Below are 22,017 nucleotides of genomic sequence, written 5' to 3'. Positions count from 1 at the left end.
GAGGGGATGTGATTTTGTACGAGAACTACGACTTGAGCTCGCTCGCTCACATGCACCGGCAGGTTATGAAGCGATATGAGGCAGAATGGAGCAAAATGTGCCCGAAAGACGAGCTGACGCTGCACCAGTCCGATTTGCTGCTGCGGCTGGCGGAGGAAGGACCTCTCAAATCCTCGGATCTTGCGCAGCAGTGGAGCGTCTCTTTTGCCGGGATGACTTATTTGAGCGACAAGCTGGTCGAGCTCGGGTTGATCGAGCGCATTCGCGGCGGGGAAGACCGCCGGGTCGTCATGCTAAGCATTATGGACAAAGGCAGGGAACGAGTCGATACGATCGTTGACTACCGGCAGCAGTTAATTAAGAAAACACTCAACGGCATCTACCAAGACGACTTGAGAAGCATGGGACGAATTTACAGCGTGATTTTGAACAATTTGACTGCGGCGCAAGAGCCGCTGGGCAAAGAATAGCGTGAGCCCGCACTCCTATCATTCGCGATCGAATCGATAAACCGGCAAATAACGAATTGCGTTGTTTCGCTGAAGGAACATTTGCACTTGTTGAAAAGGAAGAGGTTGAGGAGAGAAATGAAACGTAAAATCATTTTGTACGTTATCTTGGCGGTACTTGTTGTCGCTGGCGTAGGAGGCGGAGGCATGTTCTGGTACCAAAGCCAGCATTACGTGTCTTCGGAAGATTCCAGACTGGCCGGGGATATTTACCGCGTTATGCCGCGCGTAACCGGCAAAGTCGTTTCGTTGCAGGTGAACGAAGGCGAGCATGTCATGGCCGATCAAATTATCGGGCAGCAGGACAGCAGCAACTTGTCTACGAGCATGCTGGATCAAGCGGCGCTGCGTTCTCCGATCGAGGGCACCGTGATCAAGACGATGGTCCATACAGGGGAAGTCGCTTCTCCCGGGCAGACGGTAGCGATGGTTGTCGATAAGAAGAAGCTGTACGTTTCGGCCAATATTGAAGAAACGGAAATCCACCGCATTCAGGTGGGACAAAAAGTGGATATCAAAATCGACACGTACGCCGGCGCCTCGTTGAAAGGGACGGTTTCGGAAATCAGCAAAGCAACGGCTTCAACCTTCTCGCTGCTGCCTGCCACCAATACAAGCGGCAACTTCACGAAAGTGACGCAGCGCATTCCGATCAAGATCGCCATTGATGATCAACAAGGGTTCGATCTGTCCCCAGGCATGAGCACGGTCATCAAAATTCATTTGAAAGGCAATTAGCAAAGGTGGAGTAATCGATGAAAACGACAAAAAAACATATATGGATTCCCGCTTTGCTCTCCCTTTCGGTTATAGGGGTGCTTCCGGGATGCGGCGCACCGGCTGCCGGAGCCGGGAATGGCTCCGAAGTGCCCGTGCAGTTGATCAAGCTGGGCCAATTGTCCGATTCCGGGATCAGCGGTAAAATCATCCCCGACCAGGATATCAAAGTCGTATCCAAGGTGTCGGGCAAAGTGGCGGCCGTTAGCGTAGAAGAAGGGGCTAAGGTGAAGAAGGGCGATGTCCTGATTCAACTGGAGACCGATGATTTGTCCAAACAGGCGCAGCAAGCCGAATCGGGGCTTAGCGCAGCCCAGGCGAAGCTTGCGGATACCCGCGCCGGAGCGAGAGCCCAGGAGATCGACGGGCTGAACAGCGCTGTGGCGCAGGCGCAAGCGGCCGCGCAAACGGCAAGCGCCGCGATGCAGCAAGCCGAAGCGGGCTTTAAGCTGGCGACGGACACGTATAACAAGCTGCGCAATCAATACGACAGCAGCTCGGCCGTGACCAGAGAAGATATGGACCGCGGCACCTTCGAGTATGAAAAAGCGAAGGCCGCTTATGAGCAAGCGCAAGCCGGGGAAAAATCGGCAGCCGCTGCCGCGCAAGCCGCACGCGCCAAGCTGGATTTGGCCAAAGCCGGTCCGACGGAGAACACGCTCAAAGCGCTGGCAGCGGAAGTAAACCGTCTGACGGCCGTATTGGATTTGGCCAACACGGCGGTCGCCAATGCTACGATCACTTCCCCGATTGACGGCACGGTAGTCAAACGGATGGTTTCCGTCGGCGAAATGGCACAGGCAGGCGCACAGATCGTATCGATCGTCAACATGGATCAGGTGCAGGTCGAGCTGAGCGTAGCCGAGAATCAAATCGGCAAGTTGAAGACCGGCTCCGCCGTCGAAGTGAAAGTGCCGAACGTACCCGACAAAACGTTCCAGGGCAAGATTACGTTTGTAAGCCCGGTATCCAATGCGAACAGCACGACATTCCCTGTCAAGGTGACCGTGGACAACAAAGACGGGCTGCTCTTTGCCGGAATGGTCGCTGAAGTTCGTTTGTCCGGTTCGGCCGATGCGAAGCTGGAGCTTCCGAAGTCGGCGGTGATCAAGAAAGACGATAAAACGTATGTCGTGAAATCGGATAATCAAACGGCGCATTTGGTAGAAATCAAAACCGAGGAAAAAAATCAGGACTGGGTGTACGTCCTGCCGAACAAAGAGCTGCAGGCAAGCCAGCAGGTCGTTGTGAATCCGGGCGCCAATATCACCGAAGGCACGAAGCTGAAAGCGGAGTAGGGGGCGCGATATGACCGATTCAACTACAGGTACGTCACCTGACGGTCAATCCTCGAAGGATAGCAACGGCGGGATGTGGCTGGGTCTCATTGCCATCGTTTTGGGGACCTTCGTATCCGTGCTTAACAGCAGCTTGATGAGCGTCGCGCTGCCGAAGCTGACAGCGGTATTCGGCTCGGATACGCAGACCATGCAGTGGATGCTTACGGGCTATATGTTGGCATCCGCCATGGTGATTCCCATGACCGGCTATCTTGGTTTGCGATTCGGCAATAAAACCGTATTCGTATACTCCGTAGCCGGCTTTACGATAGGCTCCGTGCTTTGCGCCATCGCCTGGAGCGACACGTCAATCATTTTCTTCCGAATCGTTCAAGGGTTTGCAGGCGGATTTATAATGCCCGTCGGCATGTCCATCATTTATACGACTTTTCCTAAGAGCAAAGTATCGACCGCTATCGGCCTGTGGGGTATTGCCGCGATGGTTGCCCCGGCACTCGGCCCGACGGCGGGCGGATACTTGATCCAGTACTACAGCTGGCGCTGGCTGTTCTTGATCAACATTCCGATCGGCATTTTCGCCGTCATCATGGGGAATATATTGCTCAAAAATTCCCAGACGAAAAAGGGAGTCAAATTCGATTTTCCCGGCGCCTTGTTATCCATGATCTTTTTCGGCAGCATATTGCTCGCCTTGAGCAAAGGGCAGTCGGAAGGATGGACTTCTTTTTATATTCTCAGTTTGTTTTTTGTAGCTTTCTTCAGCTTTTTGCTGCTGCTTTGGGTGGAGCTCGGCACCGAGACGCCTGTGCTGGATATCCGGCTGTTCGCTATTCCCCAGTTCACGATCAGTACGGTGGCGTCTTGTCTGGTTATGATGGGGATGATGGGAGGCTCCTTTCTTGCTCCGCTTTATTTGCAGAACATTCAGGGCTTGAATGCGATGCAGGCGGGACTCGTCATGATGCCTCAGGCAATCGTCATGGCGCTGATGATGCCGCTCAGCGGGAAGCTGAACGATAAATTCGGCATCGCCCCGGTCGGCCTCGTCGGTTTAACGATTTTGGGCGTGACGACGCTCAAGTTGCATTTGCTGGCGGCGGATACGCCGAATCACTGGTTAATCTGGATTATGAGTATTCGTTCCATAGGGATCGGGCTCTGTATGATGCCGATGACTTCTGCCGGGATGAGCGCCGTGGCGCCTCACCAGATCGGAAATGCGTCACCGCTTGGGAACGTATCCCGTCAGGTCGGAGGTTCCATGTCGATCGCGATCTTTACGGCGCTGATGAGCAGCCGGCAGCTTACCCATGGGGCGCATATCAACGAGAGTGTAACGGTCGATTCGCTGACGGCGAGCAATGCCATTTCCGCCATATCCGGCTACGTGTACCAATCGTCTGTCGATATGTCGACGGCGACGGGAGCGGCTACTTCCATGGTCGCCGGCTTGATACAGAAAGAAGCCCTCGTGCGGGCGATTGCCGATACGTTTTATATTTCCGCGATTCCTGCGTTTCTTTGTTTGCCGTTTGTCTTTTTTATGGGCAGCAAGAAGAAGGCTGCAGCCCCGGTACAGCCGAAGAAGAGCGACGACGGCAAGGCGTCCGCTTCGGATAGTCCCGGAGCCGTAAGCTTGCAGGAATCGCCAGGAACGGTGAAAGCATAAATTTGCTTGATTTACTGCAGGAATCGACGCCAAGGTAGTTGTTGTATGGTTTGCCCGTATGGTATAGTTTTAGCAGCGAGTGCAATTTTCGACAAATACCAATAAGGGAGGCTGGAATCTGTGAGTGTGGATCAACCTTCAGAGATCAGTAAGGTCATTCGCAAACTTAGCCGATTGTATAGAACGTCTGCTCTCAAGTTTCTGAAAGACCTTGATCTGACCAAGCCTCAGCTTATGGCCATTTTCGAAATTTACAACGAGCCGAAGACGATCGGGCAGCTCAGCGAGGCGCTGCTGCTATCTTACAGCACCGTTTCGGGCATTGTGGACCGTCTGGAACGGGACGGCTTTGCCGAGCGGATCCGGGATCAAGCGGACCGGCGTATTATTTGGATCAAGAAGACGGAGAAAGTCGGCCAGTTTAAAAGTTTGATCGATTCGTACACGGATGACTACTACGGAGCTATCTTGAGAGATTTGAGCCCGGAACAGGTCGAGTCGATCATTCGCGCGCTGAACTTGCTGTCGGAACAGTTCGAGAAGCATGTGAACGACCCGGAAACGATTTGCGATTAACAGGCTTCGGCCGTATCCATATTCATTTTAACTGACGAAGACGCCCGTACTGCGTATACGGAGCGTCTTTTTCGTTTTTTGGGGATTCGGTCAGCGTAATCCAAGTCAAGGGTTGTCATAGATCCAGGGTAAACTGATTCTGTCAAATAAGAGAGGAGGCGGCCCTGGATGAAACCGTTGAGCGGGAAAGTAGCCGTGGTGGCGGGAGCGACCCGCGGGGCAGGGCGGGGGATTGCGAGATGCTCGGCCGAGCGGGCGCTACCGTCTATGTAACCGGACGCAGTGTGAGAGGCGGCATGTCGAGCATGGGGCGGCCCGAGACGATTGAAGAGACGGCCGAAAGGGTAGACGGTCAGGGAGGCCGCGGCATTGCCGTAAGAGTCGACCACACGGTTGAAGCCGAAGTGAAGCAACTGTTTGACAGGATCAAGCGGGAGCAGGACGGTCAACTGGACATTCTGGTCAATGATGTTTGGGGCGGGGATCCGCTCACCGAATGGGGTGCGAAGTTTTGGCGGCACAATCTGCACGACGGCATCCTGATGCAGCAGAGGGCCGTTCACTCCCACATGCTGACCAGCTATTACGGAGCGCCCCTTATGGTTGCTCGCCAAACCGGGTTGATCATTGAAATTACGGATGGCGCGGGTTACGGCTACAGGGGCAATCTGTACTACAGCCTGGCGAAAATATCGGCCATCCATCTCGCCGAAGCGATGGCCGCCGATTTGCGGGAGGACGGGGTGACGGCCGTTGCGCTCACCCCCGGCTTTTTGCGCTCGGAAGCCATGCTTGATCATTTCGGCGTAACGGAATCGAATTGGCAGGAAGCAGGGAGGGCCGACCCGCACTTTCTTCAGTCGGAAACGCCGTATTTTATCGGGCAAGCCGTCGCTTCGCTCGCGGCCGATCCGAACCATCGCTCGAAGTCGGGAAAGAGACTGACGAGCTGGGGCCTATCGGATGAATACGGATATACGGATATCGACGGCAGAAGGCCGCATTGGGGCAATTATGCCCGCGAACAAGGGTTTTATAGCGAAGAAGACGATATCATTTAGATCAAGCGCGGCAGCGCCGAGGTTGCCGGCCGGACGAGCCGACGAATTGCAGCTGCGCTGGTTGCGGCCAAGGATGAGCCAATGGAGAGAACGCCGCCCGGACGCCTGAAACCCTGTCGGGTTTCGGGCTTTTTGGCTTGGCGTGAGGGTGAGCATTTTACTTGCGGGTGAAATAATAAATATTTTGATTGACAACAGTGGGAAAATACTCTATCTTAATATTGACTGAACGAGTCAATCGAAAACGTAAGACGGCAAGACGTTGGGCCGCTTTTGCGGGAGGTCGTTCGATGGAGCTGTTATTTATTGAAGCAGCGGTTACCGAGTTGGCCCGGATAGAGCTGTACGGCACTATAGGACAAGCGGCGGCTAGGTGCAAATTTTTTTTTTTACTTTATTATTGATTGACTTAGTCAATCTAAAATCAATCCACCCATTAGGAGGAGACGTAACGATGAACAACGAACGTAAGGAAGGCAAAGCACTGGTCATTGGAGGGAGCATTGCCGGATTATTGACTGCAAGAGTGCTTTCTGATTATTATGAAGAGGTTCTTATCATTGATAAAGACGACTTCCCCGACAAGCCGGAGGACCGGGCGGGTACGCCGCACGGTTTTCATCCTCACCGGTTCACGCAGCGCGGCAAGCAGATTACAGAGCGCCTCTTTCCCGGATATGAGAACGATTTATTGACGCTTGGGGCTCCAACGTCGCTGAACAAGACCGTTCACAACATGAATGCATACGGAAGCTTTGTCGGACAGTATCAGCGTAACGATATCAAGTTCAGCCGGGCAGCGCTGGAATGGGTGCTGCGTCAGCGGGCGAAGCGGATATCCCATGTGCGGTTTCTTCCGAACCACGATGTGATCGAGCTCGTAACGAACCCGGACCGGACGGCGGTTACAGGGGTGCGGGTCCGGGAGCGTGGGAAAGCGGAGCTGACGCTTGCCGGCGATATGGTGGTGGATACGAGCGGGCGGCATTCCAGGCTGCCGAAGTGGCTTGCGGAGCTGGGCTATGACGTGCCGAGCCCGGATATGCTGAAAGTCGATCTCGGCTACAGCACCCGCCGCTATAAGGTTCCTGCCCATTTGCTGCATATGACCGATACATGGGACGTCATCAATATAGCCGGACAGCCGGCCAAAGGAACTTACACGGGCGTATTTTCCTTTATCGAAAATCGTATCGCAGAGATGCTGCTTTACCGTCCGGGAGGGCATTTCCCGCCCACGGATGCGGAAGCGTTCGAGCAGGCGGTAGCCGGGCTGCCGAGTCCGATTATAGCGGACATATTGCAGCAGCTGGAGCCGATTGGATCCCCTCGCGGGTTTCGCGTATCGGAACTGTACCGGCATCGCTATGAACGGATGTCGCGGTGGCCGTCCGGCTTACTGGTTCTGGGTGATGCGTTCTGCATATACGATCCGATTTTCGGTCAAGGGATGACGGTCGCTGCGATGGAAGCGGAAGTGCTGGAATCGTGCCTGCAGGAACGCGGGCATGCGCCCAAGGATGGCTTCGAACAGCGCGTTCTTCAAAAAATGCAAGATGCGATCGGGCCTGCCTGGTGGCTCAATTGCGCAAACGATCTACAATGGGAAGGCGTGCAGTACGCAGGCTCCGAGCCGCTGAAGGGCATTGGTTTCGGGCGAAAATATATGGATTTGTATTTGAAACATGCGACAACTGAGCAGAGCTGGGAGCTTTACGGTCTGTACTGGGCCGTAAACACGCTGTCCGTTTCACCTGATAAAATATTGAATCCGCAAATGGCGGCAACGGTGCTCGCCGCAACGGACGAAGGCAGAACGCTGCTCGCAGAGCTTTCCTGGCAGTATGGTCCATCATGGGAGAATGAGTGGGATCGCATCGTGCCCTCCTTCACCGGCGTATCGTATGAATCCGTGCGTTGATAGCCAATCATTTGGTCAATGGAAATTTATGAATCATTAATAAGCGGCAAGAGGCATGGAGTAAAGGAAAAGGAGATGAACGGTTCAGTGGCCCCTTTAAACGACGAACAATTGCACCAGATTCGCGATGAACGCAGGGAACAAATTATGGGCGCCGCTCTGAAAGTGTTCGCCAGGCGGGGGATCGTCGGAACGAAAATGAGCATGATCGCCGCCGAGGCCGGCATCAGTCACGGCTTGCTGTACCATTATTTCAAGTCGAAGGAAGAGCTCTTTACGACCTTGGTGCGGGGGGCCATGATCGCATCGCAAGAGGGGATGAGAACCGTCCTGGATCTTCCGGGCTCGCCGATGGACAAAATTAGGGCGCTAACCCACGAAATACTCGATGAGAGCGGCGCGCCTTATTTCCTGCTTATTCACCAGGCACGTACGTCCGACGGCGTCCCCGACGAAGTCAAGCAGCTGATGAAGCAGTATTCCATGGCGTTGTTTGTTTCCTTGCTGCGTCCGCTGTTTGTAGAAGGACAGCAAGCCGGCGAAATCGCGGAGGGCAGCCCTGATGAGCTGATTTCCTCCTATTTATCGGTTTTATCCGGGCTTATGGTATTGAATGCGCAAGAGATCGACGATTACCGGATTCCCAGCGTCGACATGGTATTGCGGATGATCGCTGCGCGTTAACGCAAGCGGTCCGCGGCAGGAGAGGTGCATGGCCGGGTGCAACAGTCGCCCCGGCGGTGCACTTTTCTTCAATCCGGCCAACGACTTAATGCAGATTCGGCCAAATTGCCGAAATGCTGAATGTCGGCGATGTGGTCGAAATTATTTTTTCCACCGAACGTCCAGAGGCTGTTGGTCATGCGGACCACGACCGCGCGATGTTTCGGAATGACGGTGCAAGAACAACCGGACGCACCGAGAATTTGATACGTATATTCCGGTAAGTGAGGGCCGATTTCGCTTTGTTCCGTGCGGGGGTGTTGAATCCACCAGAAAAAGCCGAGCCGGGGCAAATGAACCGGCAACGATGGCGGGGTCTGAACCGAAACCGCCATGTCGATTACTTCCTTCGGCACGATCTGCCTTCCTTCGTGCATTCCGTTGTTCAAATGCAAATTTCCCCAGAGCGCAAGCTCTTGCGCGCTTACATACAGATTGCGATCGCTGCCTTCATCCGATTCCAGCCGCAACGTCGGGTAACTGTCGGGAGCGGTAATGTCGCATACCAACGTTTCTTTCCCCTCGGTTCGCCACTCCGTCTGCGTCAAATTCATCGGTTTCAACACGCGTTCGGTTATGATATCGGCAACCGTTCTGCCGGTTGCTTGTTTAACGATGGCGGCGAGGATCTCCGGTTTCTTTCCTTCGAGTGCCGTGCCCGGGGCAAACTTGCGTGTCACCTGACTTCCTTTAAACTGCAGTCCCGTCGTGCGCGTAACGAGGTGCCGCAAGGTTGTATCGCCGAGCACATCTTTATCGCTGTCCGGCATATATTCGCTTAGCCGATCATCCAGACTCCCGATGTGACCGTCATCAATGGCAATGGCGGCGGCCAAGCCTACGTAGGTGACTCTGGTGGAATAAACGTTAAATTGCGACGTATCCCCGGTCTTTCTCGCCCCCTTATGGAAATGATGATGTCCCGCATACCATTCATGTATGATATTGTTGTCTTTTATAATGCATAATGCGGCTGCGGATGCGGCAATGCGGTGTTGGATGTGTTCGGTATATTCGGTTAACGCGCTGAAAGGATTCAGGCTCATTCGGCTTCATTCCTTTGACATGAAATGGAACGTAAGTTCGCTCTGTATTATACAAAAGATTTCACATTTTTGGAATGAAATTCATTGGCCGACGCGCGGAATGGAGCGGGAAAGCCCGCTACGCAACCGATTTCTTTTTCCACCGAATTCCATACGTTTTTACTCTCCATGGGCTCTCGTCATCGCGAACATTATCGGTTATAGTGAGATTAAACGTTCCAGAAACAGGAGTGCGCTATGAATCTGATTACCAAAGTGATCCTGTTGATTTTCTTCCTGATCGCCCCGATTTTCATCATTTATATATACTCGAACCAGAAAAGCACACAGGTCGTCGAGGAACAGATCAACATCGCCAACCAAAACCGGGTGTCCCATTTCCTGAGCGCCATAGAAGATACGATGGAGCAAGTGTCCGTCTACGCGAATATCGTAACGAAGGATCCGGATTTCGCCGAACTGGCGGCCGGGGCCGTGCCGGAGAACGGCTACGATTATTCGCTCATGATCGGGACGATTGAGCGGAAGCTGGGGCTGTTCAGTTTGTCCACTTCGTGGATGAACCGCATCAGCGTATATTTTCCCGCCCTCGATCTTGCCGTCTCTTCCCAGACGCCGATTGCCTACAACGAGAAAGAGTTAGCCGACAACCTGCGCAAGGGTACGAGCTGGACGTTGCGAAACGTGCAGGTCAGCGGCATTACGAAGCGCGTGTTTACCCGGTATTTCGTCGGACCGTCGGCCGCCGCCGCCACCGATTTGAGCAAGTCTTCAATCGTCGTCGAAGTGGATCTGATGGAAAATAATATCACCATGCTGCTCGACAGCTTCAAAACGAACGGCAACAACGACCCTTTCTTTTACAAAGCGTCCGGGGAATACGTACCCAACTCCTCGTCCGACGAGCCGATGGTACGGGAAATCATTCAGTCGAAATCGCTCGGGTCGGACGGATCCCATAAGAACATCGTCAAGCTTCGCAACAAGCAGTACCTCATTTATGCGCTGACCTCGGACAAACTGGGCTGGACGCTCGTCGATTATGTGCCGCTGGAGGACATACTGGCCCCGGTGACAAGGAGCAAGCATTTGTTTTACCTCACGTCCGGACTGCTGCTGCTGTTTGGCGTCATTGCCGCCTTTCTCCTGTACGTTCACGTGCAGGTGCCGATCCGCTCGCTTACGCAAAGCGTGTTTCATTTTAAGAGGGGCGAATTTTCCACAAGAGTTACGACCAAGCAAAACCGCGACTTTCAGCTGCTCGTGACGCAGTTTAACGAAATGGCAGCGCAAATTCAGCATTTGATCGAAAAAGTATATTTGAGCGACATTCGCGCGAAGGAAGCGTCGATGAAGCAGCTTCAATCCCAGATCAACCCGCATTTTTTGTACAATAGCCTGGCGTTCATCGTGAGCATGGCCAAAATGAACCGTACGCAGCCGATCGTCTCCATGGCTCACAGTTTGGCGGATTACTACAGGTACACGACGCGCAACGATCGGATGATCACGACCGTCCGCGATGAACTTGCGTTCGTGACGTCTTACGCGGAAGTCATGAACTGGCAGCTGGGCAAAATCCGCTGCGAGACGCATGTGCCGGAATCGATGCTGCACGAGGCGATTCCGAGGCTTCTGATTCAGCCGATTGTGGAAAATGCGATCGTCCACGGCCTGGAGCCCAAGGTGGAAGACGGGAGCATTCGCATAACCGGTGAAGAAGAGCAGGGCTGGCGCCGGATAATCGTCGAGGACGACGGGGTCGGCATGCCGCCCTCCGAGGTGGAGGAGCTGCAGGAACGGCTTGCAAAGCAAAAACTTCCGGAACGAAGCTGCGGGCTGTGGAACGTGCATATGCGGCTGCGCTACCATTTTGGCGAAGGATCGGGAATCATCGTCGAAGCCGCCGCTTCCGGGGGGTTACGGATCACATTGCAATGGCTGAAGCAAGAGACAGCAGTCCATGTATATGAATAAAGGAGGAAATTGCGAGCGTATGTTCTCGATATTGATTGTGGATGACCATAAGCATTTGGTAGAAAGCCTTGCAACGACCACACCATGGGAACAATACGAGGTGACCCGCATTTATAAAGCGTATTCCGGTACGGACGCGCTCAAGCTGGTCGAGGAACATGAAATCGATATTGTATTGACCGATATTCGGATGCCCGGCATGTCGGGGCTCGAGCTAATCGAGCAAGCCAAAGCCCGGCAACGCGATATCGAATGCATTCTGATTACCGGCTATGCCGATTTTGAATACGCGAAGCGGGCGATCGAGCTGCAAGCCGTCGATTATTTGATGAAGCCGGTACGGGATGAAGCGCTGTCCGTCTCGATGAACCGGATTGTACAGCGCCGCAGAAAGCAGCTGGAGAAGAAGAAGGAGCTTGAACAATCCGATGAGGCGCTGCGCACGATGCTGGAGCAGCTGCAAACGGACCTGATGGTGGAAAAAGCGTTCGCCGAATCGTCGATGCTGGAGGAACGCAGCCGCATTGCCGCCGATATTCACGATCTGGTAGGACATACGCTCACCACAACGCTCGTGCAGATCGAAGCGGCGAAGCGGCTGCTTGTCCGCAATGAACAGGAGGGCCTCAAACGGCTTGAATTTTCGCAGGACCTGGTGCGCAAAAGCTTGAACGACATCCGGGAAGCCGTATGGAAAATGCAGTCTGCCAAGACGGAGACAGCGACGGATCTGGAGCCCGCGCTTTTGCACCTGATCCGCGTAACGGAGAAAGCAGCCGACATTAGCATAACCTGCCGGATTGAAGCGCTGCCTCCTACGGACCCGCTGCGAAGCAAGGCGATTTGTCATGCGCTGCAGGAAGGGCTCACGAACGGGATTCGTCACGGGAATGCAACCCGGTTTGAGTTTGAGCTGCTTCCGGATGCCGAGGGCGGGCTTCATTTTGCATTATGGAACGACGGTGCGCCGTACAGCGCAGACGGCCCGGGGTTCGGCATGAAGGCGATGGAGGAGCGGGTGCGGAAGCTGGACGGCTCGGTGCAGATCGCTTCGACGGATACGCCGCGGGGAACGAGGTTAACCATCTGGCTGCCGTCCGGGAAGCGGAAGGAAGAGGTACCGTCATGAGACGAAGGTCGATCTTGGCAGCAGCGGCAGCCTTGTTCATGTGCCTGCTCGCCGCCGGCTGCAAGGGGAGTCTGTCTTCCGGCCAGCAGCAGCAGCCTCAGCCTGCGATGGCGGGCGCACCAAGCGTGCCGAACGGAAAAGAAAAGTTCGATCCGCCTGTGGTCATCACGACGGCCAAAGCGCTCCGCGATTCCGATACGCTCAAAAACGGCGATACGGTCGACCATAACCCGATTACCCGCTGGGCTAAGGAGAAGCTCGGCATTATTCAGCAAAACAAATGGATTGTCGCTGACCAAAACGAGGCGCTGGCAACCAAAATCAGGCTCGCGCTCACCGGCGGGGATGAGCTGCCGGACGTGCTGTTCGTCACAAATCACGATTTGCCGGACCTGCTTGAAGAGATGGTCAATTCCGGCAAAATTATGGATATCAGCGAAGCTTTCGCGAGCTATGCGTCGCCGAGGGTCAAGGAAGCGTACGAAAAAAATCCCGACGTGTGGAAAACGGTCACCTACAACGGGAAGCGGTGGGGGCTGCCGCAAATTTCCGACGGGAAAGTAGGGGATCCGATCTTATGGATTCGTCAAGATTGGCTCGACAAGCTGCACCTGAACGTCCCGACGACGCTGGAGGAGCTGGAAACGGTCATGGACGCGTTCACGAACGGCGACCCCGACGGGAATGGGCAGAAAGATACGATTGCGCTCGCATTCGCAGGCAAAAACAACTTGAACGCCTGGATGGGGAGCGTCAGCTTTCTATATGGCGCGTACGGCGATCAGCCGTACCAATGGAACCGGATGAGCGACGGCACGCTGGCCTACGGTTCGGTCCAGCCGGAAATCAAAACCGCCTTGCGCAGGCTGAGTGATTGGTATAGCAAGGGGTACATCGATAAAGACTTCGGCATTCAAGACGAGCCGCAGGCGGCGGCTTTGTTCGTGAAGGGGACCGCCGGCATCATTGCCGGGCCGGGCTGGATGGGCGGCTGGCCGCTGGACGATACGCCGCGCCAAGTACCGGGCGCCGTGGTCAAACCGGCGCCTTTCCCGGTCGGTCCGGACGGCACAATCGGCAGAATGGGCACCAAACTATCTTACGGCAGCTATATTTTCCGTAAAGGATTCAACCATATGGACGCCATCTTTTTGTATTGGGATAAAGTATACGGCGCGCTCATCGAAGATCCGAATTCGGATTTCGTTTACGGTTATGGGGAGGGGTACGATTATATCATGAAGGACGGCGAGCCGGTTTACGATTTTCCGGGAGCCGATACGGGCATTGCCAACTTTTTGATGGTGGCTCCGGGGAGTGCGCCGCTGAATGTCATCCAAGGCGACAGCATTGAGCGGAGAGTGTTTCAAGGCCATATTACGACGCCGTACGAAAAAAAGCTGGCCTCGACACTTTCCCGCACTTTTCTGGAAGGACTGCTCGTCAGCGATATACAAGCCGCCTATGCGCAAAAAGACGAATATGTCGGGCCGAATACCGGAGCGATGAAGAGCAAATGGCCGCTGTTGAAAAAGATGGAGAAGGAGGCTTTCCTCAAAATCGTATACGGCAAGGAGCCCGCCGATAGCTTCGATGCGTTCGTCCGGCAATGGCATAAGCTGGGTGGGGATCTCGTGACGGAGGAAATCAATCGATGGTACAGGGAGACGGAGAGGAGCGGGAATGCATTGAATCATGGCGACGAGGCTTCTGAGAAATGAAACGAACCGCCTGCTGACGTTAAGGTCAACAGGCGGTCGTTTATTTTGGCATGCTTGTCGGGATAAGATATCGTCCGATCGCTTTGCCGTACTATTTTTTGCTCACAATGAGTGTAGCCGAGCGCGGCGGCAGCTTAACGGACAACCCGCTCTGCGTCCCTTGCACGTTTTGCTCGAACTTGAGCCGCTGTCTGCCGTCGAAGCGGTACAGTTCGTGGCTGCCGGACATATCATGGTTCGATGCGATTTCCGCCATACGCGGCGCGGCATCTTTATTGAACAGCAGCGTATAGACGGTTCCGTTCGCAGCTTGCACCGTATAGGCGCCGACTGCGTCGAGGTTGGAGCTGACCGTTTGTACCATATCGCCTTCGACGCGCCCGCCCTTGCCGTCGTAGTTTACGTACAGCTTGAACGCATCTTCCAGCGGCGTATTCGCCGGCAGTCCGCCCCAGCGGGTTGCGACGTCTACGCCTTCGCGGGCGAACAGGGCGAGCGCTTCCGCCTGTGCCAGTCCGCTGCCGATGCCGCCTCCGTCACCGAAATTGTACTCGGTGATGGCCAACCTCATGCCCGGAGCGTTCTGATCGACCAGCTCTCGCATACGCGGAATGAGCCGCACCGGCTCCTGAATCCACGAGGACGGATCTTGGAACGTCGGATCGTACAGCGATTTCAGCGATTTCATCCTGCGTTTGTACGTTTCGGTCGATTCGTCGTTGGAGAAGGCGATTCCCGCTTCCGCCGGGTAATAGTGAATGTCGAGCACATCGACAAGGCGCTTGCCCGTTTGGCGCTCATAATCGCGCACTTGCCCCAAGTACCATTCCAGGAACGGCTTGTCGCCGTGCATCCTCATGTCCTCGCCCGGGTAACACCCGTCTTTGCCGGAGTAGAAATATTCGCACCAGCCCCACGATACCGGACCGAAAATTTCCGCTTGCGGGTCTTTCTCCTTGATTACGCTCGCATAGTCCTGCGTATATTTCCAAATTTCATCGTAGGTCGTCATTTCCGGATGGACGTCCCAATGCGCGTGTCCCCACAGCGCAGGCTCGTTGTCCAGTGCGTAATACCGGGCGGCGGAGCCGAAACGGCTTTTCAGGTGATCGACCCAGCGGCCGATAAACTCCGGTCCTACGCGTTTGGACGTATCTTCCGGATCGTTGCCGGTGACGTATTGGCCGTTCTTTAATTTTCCGTTTCCTGCATCCTTGCGGCACCAAGGCTCGCCCCAGTCGCATTCGTTGCCGGCTTGCGCGCCGTACTTATCGATGGAGAAGCTCCACTTGACATCGCGGCTCTTCGGCGTCCATCCGATCGTCGGCACCTGCAGCAGCACTTTCGTTTGATCCGCAATCGATTGCGAGATGAACCGGTCGGACAGCGAACCGTTCGGCAGCTGCGACGGATCGGGCGTGCCGTTCGTCAAACTAAGGAAGTACCAGTCGCCTCCGCGGTTGGTCACATCCAGCTCCCAATTGTAGCGCGTCATTTGATTGCCGCCCCAACGTTTGATCGGGAATTTCATTTGCGATGCGTTCTCGGCCGGCGCTTCCTCGAAATTGACGCCGAAAATTTCCTGGCTTACCGCGCGGCGCGCGCCATTGAAATCGACCTGAACGCTCACCTTCGGCAGTTCGGGCTCGGGCAGCTTCACCGGATTCGTATTGCGCAGCAGCGAAATATCGTCGATGAACATCTCGCCCTGGTCCTGCTCGCCCCACGCTTGCAATCCGACGCCGTCGAACGTTTCGCTGCTGATGCCGATATCGGCCAGCTTTACCGTAACTTGCGTCCATGCGCCTGCCGGAAGCTCTCCCGAAGGAAGGAGCGGGGTAATGTCGTAATCTCCGACGACGCTGCGGTCGCTGAGCAGCAGCAGCTTGAGCTTTTGCTTGCCGGCAGTTCCGCCGTGGAGCCACATTTGCACGCCGTAATACTCGGATAGCTCGTAAGGCCGATCGTTATGGTGCAGCCAAATGCCCTCATAGCCTCGGGCCCGGAAGGAGATGGATTGCGTCCCTTGATGGGCCTGTTTGGTGCTGTACAGGTCGCGCGTGCCCCAGCTCCAGTCGCCGAACCCTTCGGCCGGCCCTTCGTCATAGACTTTTACGGGCGTGACGCCTGTTACTTGAACAGAGGCGGACACGTGCTTGCCGCCGAGCTCTGCCGTAATTTTGGCGATGCCCTGCTGTTTGGCCGTCACTTTTCCGCGCTCGACCGTCGCAATGCTCGGATCGCTCGAAGACCACTTTGCTTCCGCCTGAACCGTATTGGAAGTGCTATTCGAGTAGTTGGCCGTCAGTTCCAGCGTTCCCGTGTCGCCGGGAAGCAGTATCGACTGGTACTTGTCGAGCACAAGTTCCAGCAATTCCGGAGGCGCGACATACTTCTCAAGAAGATGCACATCGTCGATATAGACGGGCGGCTGCGATCCAACCGATGCCCCGCGGATCAGAATGCCGTCGAAGATGCCGCCGGGCAAATCCAGCTCGGGCAGCGAGACGTAAGCTCTCGCCCATGCGCCTGCCGGGATGGCGCCTCCGTATGTAATGTCCGACACGCTCATCGTTGCGACGGAAACGCCGCCGGAGTTAAAGCTCAGATTGAGCTGTTGTCCGCCTTGCGCGCCTCCGTTGATCCAAAACTCGAGCCGGTCGTGATCCTTGACAAGCACCGAACCGTCGCCCTTGTATAAGTACAACCCGCCTTCACCGCTCGGGTCCATCTGAATCGCTTTCGTGCCGGTGTGAACCGTCCCGCCATGCGCCGTATCATGCTGCGCCCAGCTGTAATCCTGAAACGGGGGCTTCAATGTGTCATCGTAGACGACGATGCCTTTCACTTCCGGAAGCGGCTCCTGTTGGGGAGGCTGCTGCGGCCCAGGGTCCGTGGATTGCACCATGACGCTCACGGTATCCGAGAACCCTTGATACGTCGCGCTCACAACCGATGCGCCGGCGCTAACAGCCCGCAGCGCCCCGCCCGGCTCTACCGTAACGGCTTGCGGATTGCTGGAGCTCCACTGGGCGTAAGCGTTGATCGGACGCTGTGAGCCGTCGCTATATAGCGCCTCAGCTTGAAGCGAGGAGGCGTCTCCTTTTTTCATCGTGACCGATTCCGGCGTCACCGTCATGCCCGACATCCGAACCTTACTGTCTTTGATCAGCGAAATATCGTCAAAATAAATCGCCGGCTGTTCCGTGCCGCTGCTATCCTGCAGCAAAATGCCGTCGAACATCCCGTATGGAATGTTAAGCGCGGTTAAGTCCAAGGTCGCCTTCTGCCACTGGCTGGCCATCGGCTTATTTTGCGGCAGCATTTGATTCAGCGGCATCTCGGCCACCTGCTGACCACCGGAATTGAGCACGAGACGCAGCTGCTGTCCCCCTGCGGAACCCCCGTGTACCCAGAACTCCAGCATCCCGTAATCCGAGACTTGTACAATGCGGTCTTTGTACAAGTACAAGCCGCCGTTGTTGCTTGGATTCATTTGAATGGCGTACGGTCCGCTGTGCGTAATTTTGGTTTGGCTCGTATTGACTGCTGCCCAGCTGTAATTTTGAAACCCGTTTCGCAGCTGATCGTCGTATACCACCAGCTTGGAACTAGGTTCCTCCGCTTGCACCTTGGCTGCAAAATTGGACGGGAACACGCCCGTACAGGCAAGAAGAGCGGATAAAGCGAATGCCGCTGCGCTTCGTAACGATGCGCGAACGCCGCGTCGGCTTAATGCCATAATAAACTCACACCCCCGAAAAAATATCAAAAATGAAAACCGAGTTACATTACTCATCTTCGGGTTTTCAGGGGTGGAATCAACAGTTCCTTAAGGCTTAATTCGGGGAGTGACCGCGTCATAATCTGCCGATGACCGGTCATGTGTTGCATAGGAGGGGGGCTGCGGTCCGAAGCGGAAAGCTGGCCGTGTGCAGCCGTATTTGTGGGGAAACGATTTGTTGTTGTAAATGGAACTGCTAGAGAAGCGGAGTGGGGAAGCAGAGGATCGAAAGGTTATTCTCCCAACATCCCGCGCAGCGTCATGACGGCGATCGTCCGGTCGTTCGTGCCGATTTTATTATATATCGCACTGACATAATTTTTGGCCGTGCCCTCGCTCATATATAACCGTTCGGCGATTTCCCGGTTGCTTGATCCTTCCAGCATGAGCCGGGCTACGCGGGTTTCCTTATCCGTCAGATGGGCGTTCGCCGATTTGCGGAGCACCTTGTCCAGCGGATGCGCACCGGACGAAGTGGCGGCAGCCAGCCGGGAAATCAGCTTGACGGCGATGGCTGACGGTAAAATGAATTGACCTGCCAAAGCATCGCGAATCGATTGGGTCAGCTTATCGCCGGACATGTCTTTCAGAAGGAAGCCTACAGCGCCTGCGGTGAATGCTTCAATAATGTATTCCTCTTCTGCGAAGGTCGTCAGGATCAGTACCTTGGCGTCCGGGTAGAGCTCTTTCATCCGCTTCGTACAAGCGATACCGCTCATGCCGGGCATCTGGATGTCCATCAGCACGACGTGCGGCAGCAGCCGTCCCGTCATCTCGAGCGCTTCCTCGCCCGTTCTCGCCGACCCGACAACTTCGATATCGTGTTCCAAGCTTAATATCGTTTCCAATCCGTCTCGCATCAGCGTGTGGTCATCCGCCATCAGCACTTTGATCATGGTATCAACTCCGGTTCAAGTCTCGGCTTTGAATATAGTATAACGTGAAAATTTGCGTTTCCACAACGATTCACGGAACTTCATGACCGATCATAGGGAGGACAATGACAAGTCATAACCGATGTTGCAAAACGTCATCGCTTCTTCTTGTTGCCATGCGTCCGCCAAAATCGAACTAGTGTGCAACGAAAGCGATGGCGTTGCATTTTAACAAGGTGCGAAATGCGTTTAGGGAGATAACCCGGCCATTATCATGCGGCGAGGAAGAGCGATGAACCGAAGGAACGCTGCGGGAAGGCCGGGTAGAGACAAGCCGCGGGAGGCGTTGTCTCTACCGGTTTCCAGTCCGACGTTTAACGCTTTGTCCGGCCGATAAGCCCAAATGACAGACAGGCGCCGCCGCCCAAAATAACGGCCGTCACGATAAGCGATAACTGCATTCCGTCCATAAATGACGGGCTGCCATTGATCATGGAGCCGAATAAGGCGACGCCGACCGTCGCGCCAAGCTGCCGGATTGAGTTCAGCGCCCCGGAAGCCGCTCCGGTCTGATCCTTAGGGACAGAAGACATGACAGCGGCCATTAAGGACGGAATCGTATAAGACACGCCGAAACCGATCAGCAGCAGTCCGGTCAAAGTGAAAGTATAGCCCGTATCCGGCCGCGTCCACACCTGCAGCAGCGTACCTAGCCCTCCGAGGGCAAATCCGATCGTCATCGGTATCCTCGGTCCGATGCGGCCGACAATCCGGCCGGTAACGAGCGGATTGAAGGCCAGCGGAATCGTCATCGGCAGCAGCGCCAGTCCGGTGACGTGGGCCGAAAGTCCGCCGATTTGCTGCAAGTACAAGGGGAGCACGAATAAGATACCCGACAGTCCAATGTTAATGGCCATCCCGGCCATCATCCCGGCCGATACGGTGGCGTCCTTGAACAGCAGCAGCGGCAGCAGCGGCGCCTTTCCTTTTGCTTGGGCGATGAGGAATACAACGGTGCATAGCAGCGCCGTGCCGAATGCGGCGACAATGACCGGCGAATGCCAGCCGTACGGTTCTCCTTCCATGAGTGCGAACGATAAGGAAGCAATGGCGGCAACGGCCGTGATTTGGCCGACCGGATCCAAGCTTTGGTGCGGCTTGCGGCTCGTTTCGTCGACGAGCAGCGAAGTCATGATCATGCTAACGATGGCGAGCGGCACCTGGAGCAGGAAAATGCTGCGCCAACCGAGCGAGTCGACCAGCATTCCGCCTACGACAGGCCCCGCAGCCATCGCCGCACCGGTAACCGCCGCCCATACGCCGAGAGCCCGGGCCCGCTCGGCCGGTTCGGGATAAGCATGGGCAAGGAGGGTGAGCGACGACGGCATCAGGGCGGCGCCCCCCACACCGAGCATCGCGCGCAAGGCAATGAGCGCACCGAGCGATGGAGCGGCCGCCGTAAGGGCCGAAGCGGCAAGAAATACAATCAGGCCGCCGATATAGAGGCGTTTGGCCCCCAACTTGTCGGCAAACGCGCCCATAGATAGCAGCAATCCGGCGAACACGATCGTGTAGGCATTGACGACCCATTGAAGGCCGTCGAGCCCGCCGCCCAAGTCGGCGTGAATGGCAGGCAGAGCGACGCTGACCACCGTCGTATCGAGCAAAACCATGAAATAGCCGAGCGATAAACCGAGCAGCAGGAGCGCTTTGGAACGTCCGGCGGTTCGGTATGTTTTGATTGGCAGTTCTTTTTCCAAAACCAAATCCCCTTTCCGTAACGAGATCGATTCGATATAGGATCGCCGTTCCCCTCACGGAAAGTGTATAATGGATTGTATACTAGAATAAGATGACGGTTTATCCTAGGACAATTTCTCCTATGAAAGTGACAACGAAGAACGAGGCACGAATGGACAAACGGAAACGGGGCAATGACATATGGAATCGTCACGTCAGGAGAGACTCCATGAGCTGGCGCAGTTTCTGCGGTCGCGGCGCGCCCGTATTTCCCCTGAGCAAGCGGGCTTGCCCGGCGGCGGGCGGCGGCGTACGCCCGGTCTTCGGCGCGGGGAAGTAGCGCTGCTCGCTGGCGTTAGCGTCGATTGGTATACGTGGCTGGAACAAGCGCGGGATATTCAAGTGTCTCCTCAAGTGCTGGAAAGTTTGGCGCGGGCGCTCCAACTGGACTCGAACGAACGCAAGCATTTGTTTTTGCTCGCGTTGCAGCAGCTGCCGGCCGATCTGTCGCCCGCGGATAGCGATATTCGTCCGACACTGCAGCGCTTCCTCGATCTTCAGGGGACGAGTCCTGCATACGTTACCGATCAGCGTCTGAATATCGTAGCTTGGAACAAAGCGGCCAGCCTGATTTACGGGAATTACGAGACGATGTCGGCGCGCGAGCGCAACACGGTGTGGCGGACGTTCACTTCGCCGTATGTCCGGCAATTGCTGCGCGAACACTGGGAAGCGCATGCCAGGCATCGTCTGGCGCACTTTCGCGCCGCTTATGGGAAGTTCGCCGGAGACCCTTGGTGGATGGAACTCATTGCGGATTTGAGCGCGACGAGCGAGGAATTCAGGGAATGGTGGCCGCGGCATGATGTGCTTAGCGGCCCCGAGGGGAAGAAAATCAACGATCACCCGGCGGTCGGGAAGCTCGTATTCGATCAAATTTCGTTTCTTGTATCGGATGCTCCCCATCTGACGGTCACGATCAATGTGCCGTCAAAGGATGACGATACCGTCACCAAGCTCGAAACATGGTTAGCTCAATAAACAACAAACATCCCGAACGTAACGGTTCGGGATGTTTGTTCAGATTGTTGACAAAGCCCCGAATTTTTTCGGGGTTTTGTTTTTAAGGGTACATTTCAATGAATTTTAGCTGATGTGGATTGCAAAATAAGAAAGATCGCCTGCTATCCGGCCCTCTTGCCTAGGAT

15 protein-coding genes and 1 pseudogene are annotated in these 22,017 nt (G+C 55.2%); 12 read left to right on the top strand and 4 right to left on the bottom strand.

Annotation, left to right across the window (positions count from 1 at the left end):
* The first annotated feature begins 14 nt into the window (after positions 1-14).
* The 8 genes and pseudogenes from ACFQI7_RS31900 to ACFQI7_RS31865 all read left to right on the top strand — a co-directional run bounded on the left by ACFQI7_RS31900 (position 15) and on the right by ACFQI7_RS31865 (position 8,498).
* Entirely contained in the window at positions 15-470 is a 456-nt protein-coding gene (locus ACFQI7_RS31900) for a MarR family winged helix-turn-helix transcriptional regulator (protein WP_218101819.1), read from the top strand.
* A gap of 117 nt (positions 471-587) precedes the next feature.
* Positions 588-1,247 carry an efflux RND transporter periplasmic adaptor subunit gene (locus tag ACFQI7_RS31895; protein ID WP_218101818.1) on the top strand — a complete coding sequence of 220 codons (660 nt, stop codon included), beginning with the start codon at positions 588-590 and terminating at the stop codon, positions 1,245-1,247.
* 17 nt (positions 1,248-1,264) lie between these two features.
* Positions 1,265-2,584 carry an efflux RND transporter periplasmic adaptor subunit gene (locus ACFQI7_RS31890; protein WP_218101817.1) on the top strand — a complete coding sequence of 440 codons (1,320 nt, stop codon included), beginning with the start codon at positions 1,265-1,267 and terminating at the stop codon, positions 2,582-2,584.
* A 10-nt stretch (positions 2,585-2,594) separates the two neighbouring features.
* Positions 2,595-4,256, top strand: coding sequence for a DHA2 family efflux MFS transporter permease subunit (locus ACFQI7_RS31885; RefSeq protein WP_218101816.1), 1,662 nt, complete (start codon positions 2,595-2,597; stop codon positions 4,254-4,256).
* Positions 4,257-4,376: 120 nt separating this feature from the next.
* Positions 4,377-4,832 carry a MarR family winged helix-turn-helix transcriptional regulator gene (locus ACFQI7_RS31880; protein WP_218101815.1) on the top strand — a complete coding sequence of 152 codons (456 nt, stop codon included), beginning with the start codon at positions 4,377-4,379 and terminating at the stop codon, positions 4,830-4,832.
* 168 nt (positions 4,833-5,000) lie between these two features.
* Positions 5,001-5,893, top strand: a pseudogene (locus ACFQI7_RS31875) (SDR family oxidoreductase).
* A gap of 454 nt (positions 5,894-6,347) precedes the next feature.
* Positions 6,348-7,814, top strand: a complete 1,467-nt coding sequence (locus ACFQI7_RS31870) for an FAD-dependent oxidoreductase (RefSeq protein ID WP_218101814.1) — start codon at positions 6,348-6,350, stop codon at positions 7,812-7,814.
* Between the two features lie 87 nt (positions 7,815-7,901).
* The gene (locus ACFQI7_RS31865; RefSeq protein ID WP_218101813.1) at positions 7,902-8,498 is read left to right on the top strand and encodes a TetR/AcrR family transcriptional regulator; all 597 of its coding nucleotides are present in this window, start codon (positions 7,902-7,904) and stop codon (positions 8,496-8,498) included.
* Between the two features lie 68 nt (positions 8,499-8,566).
* On the opposite strand, the gene ACFQI7_RS31860 is transcribed toward ACFQI7_RS31865, so the two are convergent.
* Positions 8,567-9,583 (bottom strand): serine hydrolase domain-containing protein, encoded by a 1,017-nt coding sequence (locus tag ACFQI7_RS31860; protein ID WP_218101812.1) that lies wholly within the window; start codon positions 9,581-9,583, stop codon positions 8,567-8,569.
* A gap of 237 nt (positions 9,584-9,820) precedes the next feature.
* On the opposite strand from ACFQI7_RS31860, the gene ACFQI7_RS31855 reads away from it, so the two are divergent.
* From ACFQI7_RS31855 to ACFQI7_RS31845, 3 genes are read left to right on the top strand one after another with little or no spacing between them, the layout of a single operon-like run.
* Positions 9,821-11,560: a sensor histidine kinase gene (locus ACFQI7_RS31855; protein ID WP_218101811.1), complete on the top strand. Its 1,740-nt coding sequence runs from the start codon at positions 9,821-9,823 to the stop codon at positions 11,558-11,560.
* Between the two features lie 19 nt (positions 11,561-11,579).
* The gene (locus ACFQI7_RS31850) at positions 11,580-12,689 is read left to right on the top strand and encodes a response regulator (protein ID WP_218101810.1); all 1,110 of its coding nucleotides are present in this window, start codon (positions 11,580-11,582) and stop codon (positions 12,687-12,689) included.
* Entirely contained in the window at positions 12,686-14,410 is a 1,725-nt protein-coding gene (locus ACFQI7_RS31845; protein ID WP_218101809.1) for an extracellular solute-binding protein, read from the top strand. Before ACFQI7_RS31850 ends, ACFQI7_RS31845 begins: the two co-directional genes overlap by 4 nt.
* Positions 14,411-14,501: 91 nt before the next feature.
* Here ACFQI7_RS31845 and ACFQI7_RS31840 read toward each other — a convergent pair whose 3' ends face one another.
* From ACFQI7_RS31840 to ACFQI7_RS31830, 3 genes are all read right to left on the bottom strand, one after another.
* Positions 14,502-18,152 carry a glycoside hydrolase family 44 protein gene (locus ACFQI7_RS31840; protein WP_218101808.1) on the bottom strand — a complete coding sequence of 1,217 codons (3,651 nt, stop codon included), beginning with the start codon at positions 18,150-18,152 and terminating at the stop codon, positions 14,502-14,504.
* A 275-nt stretch (positions 18,153-18,427) separates the two neighbouring features.
* Positions 18,428-19,090, bottom strand: coding sequence for a response regulator transcription factor (locus ACFQI7_RS31835; RefSeq protein ID WP_218101807.1), 663 nt, complete (start codon positions 19,088-19,090; stop codon positions 18,428-18,430).
* A gap of 353 nt (positions 19,091-19,443) precedes the next feature.
* Positions 19,444-20,829 (bottom strand): MFS transporter, encoded by a 1,386-nt coding sequence (locus ACFQI7_RS31830; protein ID WP_230415455.1) that lies wholly within the window; start codon positions 20,827-20,829, stop codon positions 19,444-19,446.
* A 181-nt stretch (positions 20,830-21,010) separates the two neighbouring features.
* Here ACFQI7_RS31830 and ACFQI7_RS31825 point away from each other — a divergent pair, with 181 nt between their 5' ends.
* On the top strand, positions 21,011-21,850 hold the full coding sequence (locus tag ACFQI7_RS31825; RefSeq protein WP_218101806.1) for a helix-turn-helix transcriptional regulator: 840 nt from the start codon (positions 21,011-21,013) through the stop codon (positions 21,848-21,850).
* Positions 21,851-22,017: the final 167 nt, after the last annotated feature.

The sequence above is a fragment of the Paenibacillus allorhizosphaerae genome (genome assembly GCF_042659105.1).
In the GTDB taxonomy this organism is placed as follows: domain Bacteria; phylum Bacillota; class Bacilli; order Paenibacillales; family NBRC-103111; genus Paenibacillus_G; species Paenibacillus_G allorhizosphaerae.
The sequence above is the reverse complement of the archived record's forward strand: the minus strand, read 5'-3'. Positions and strand labels throughout refer to the sequence as shown.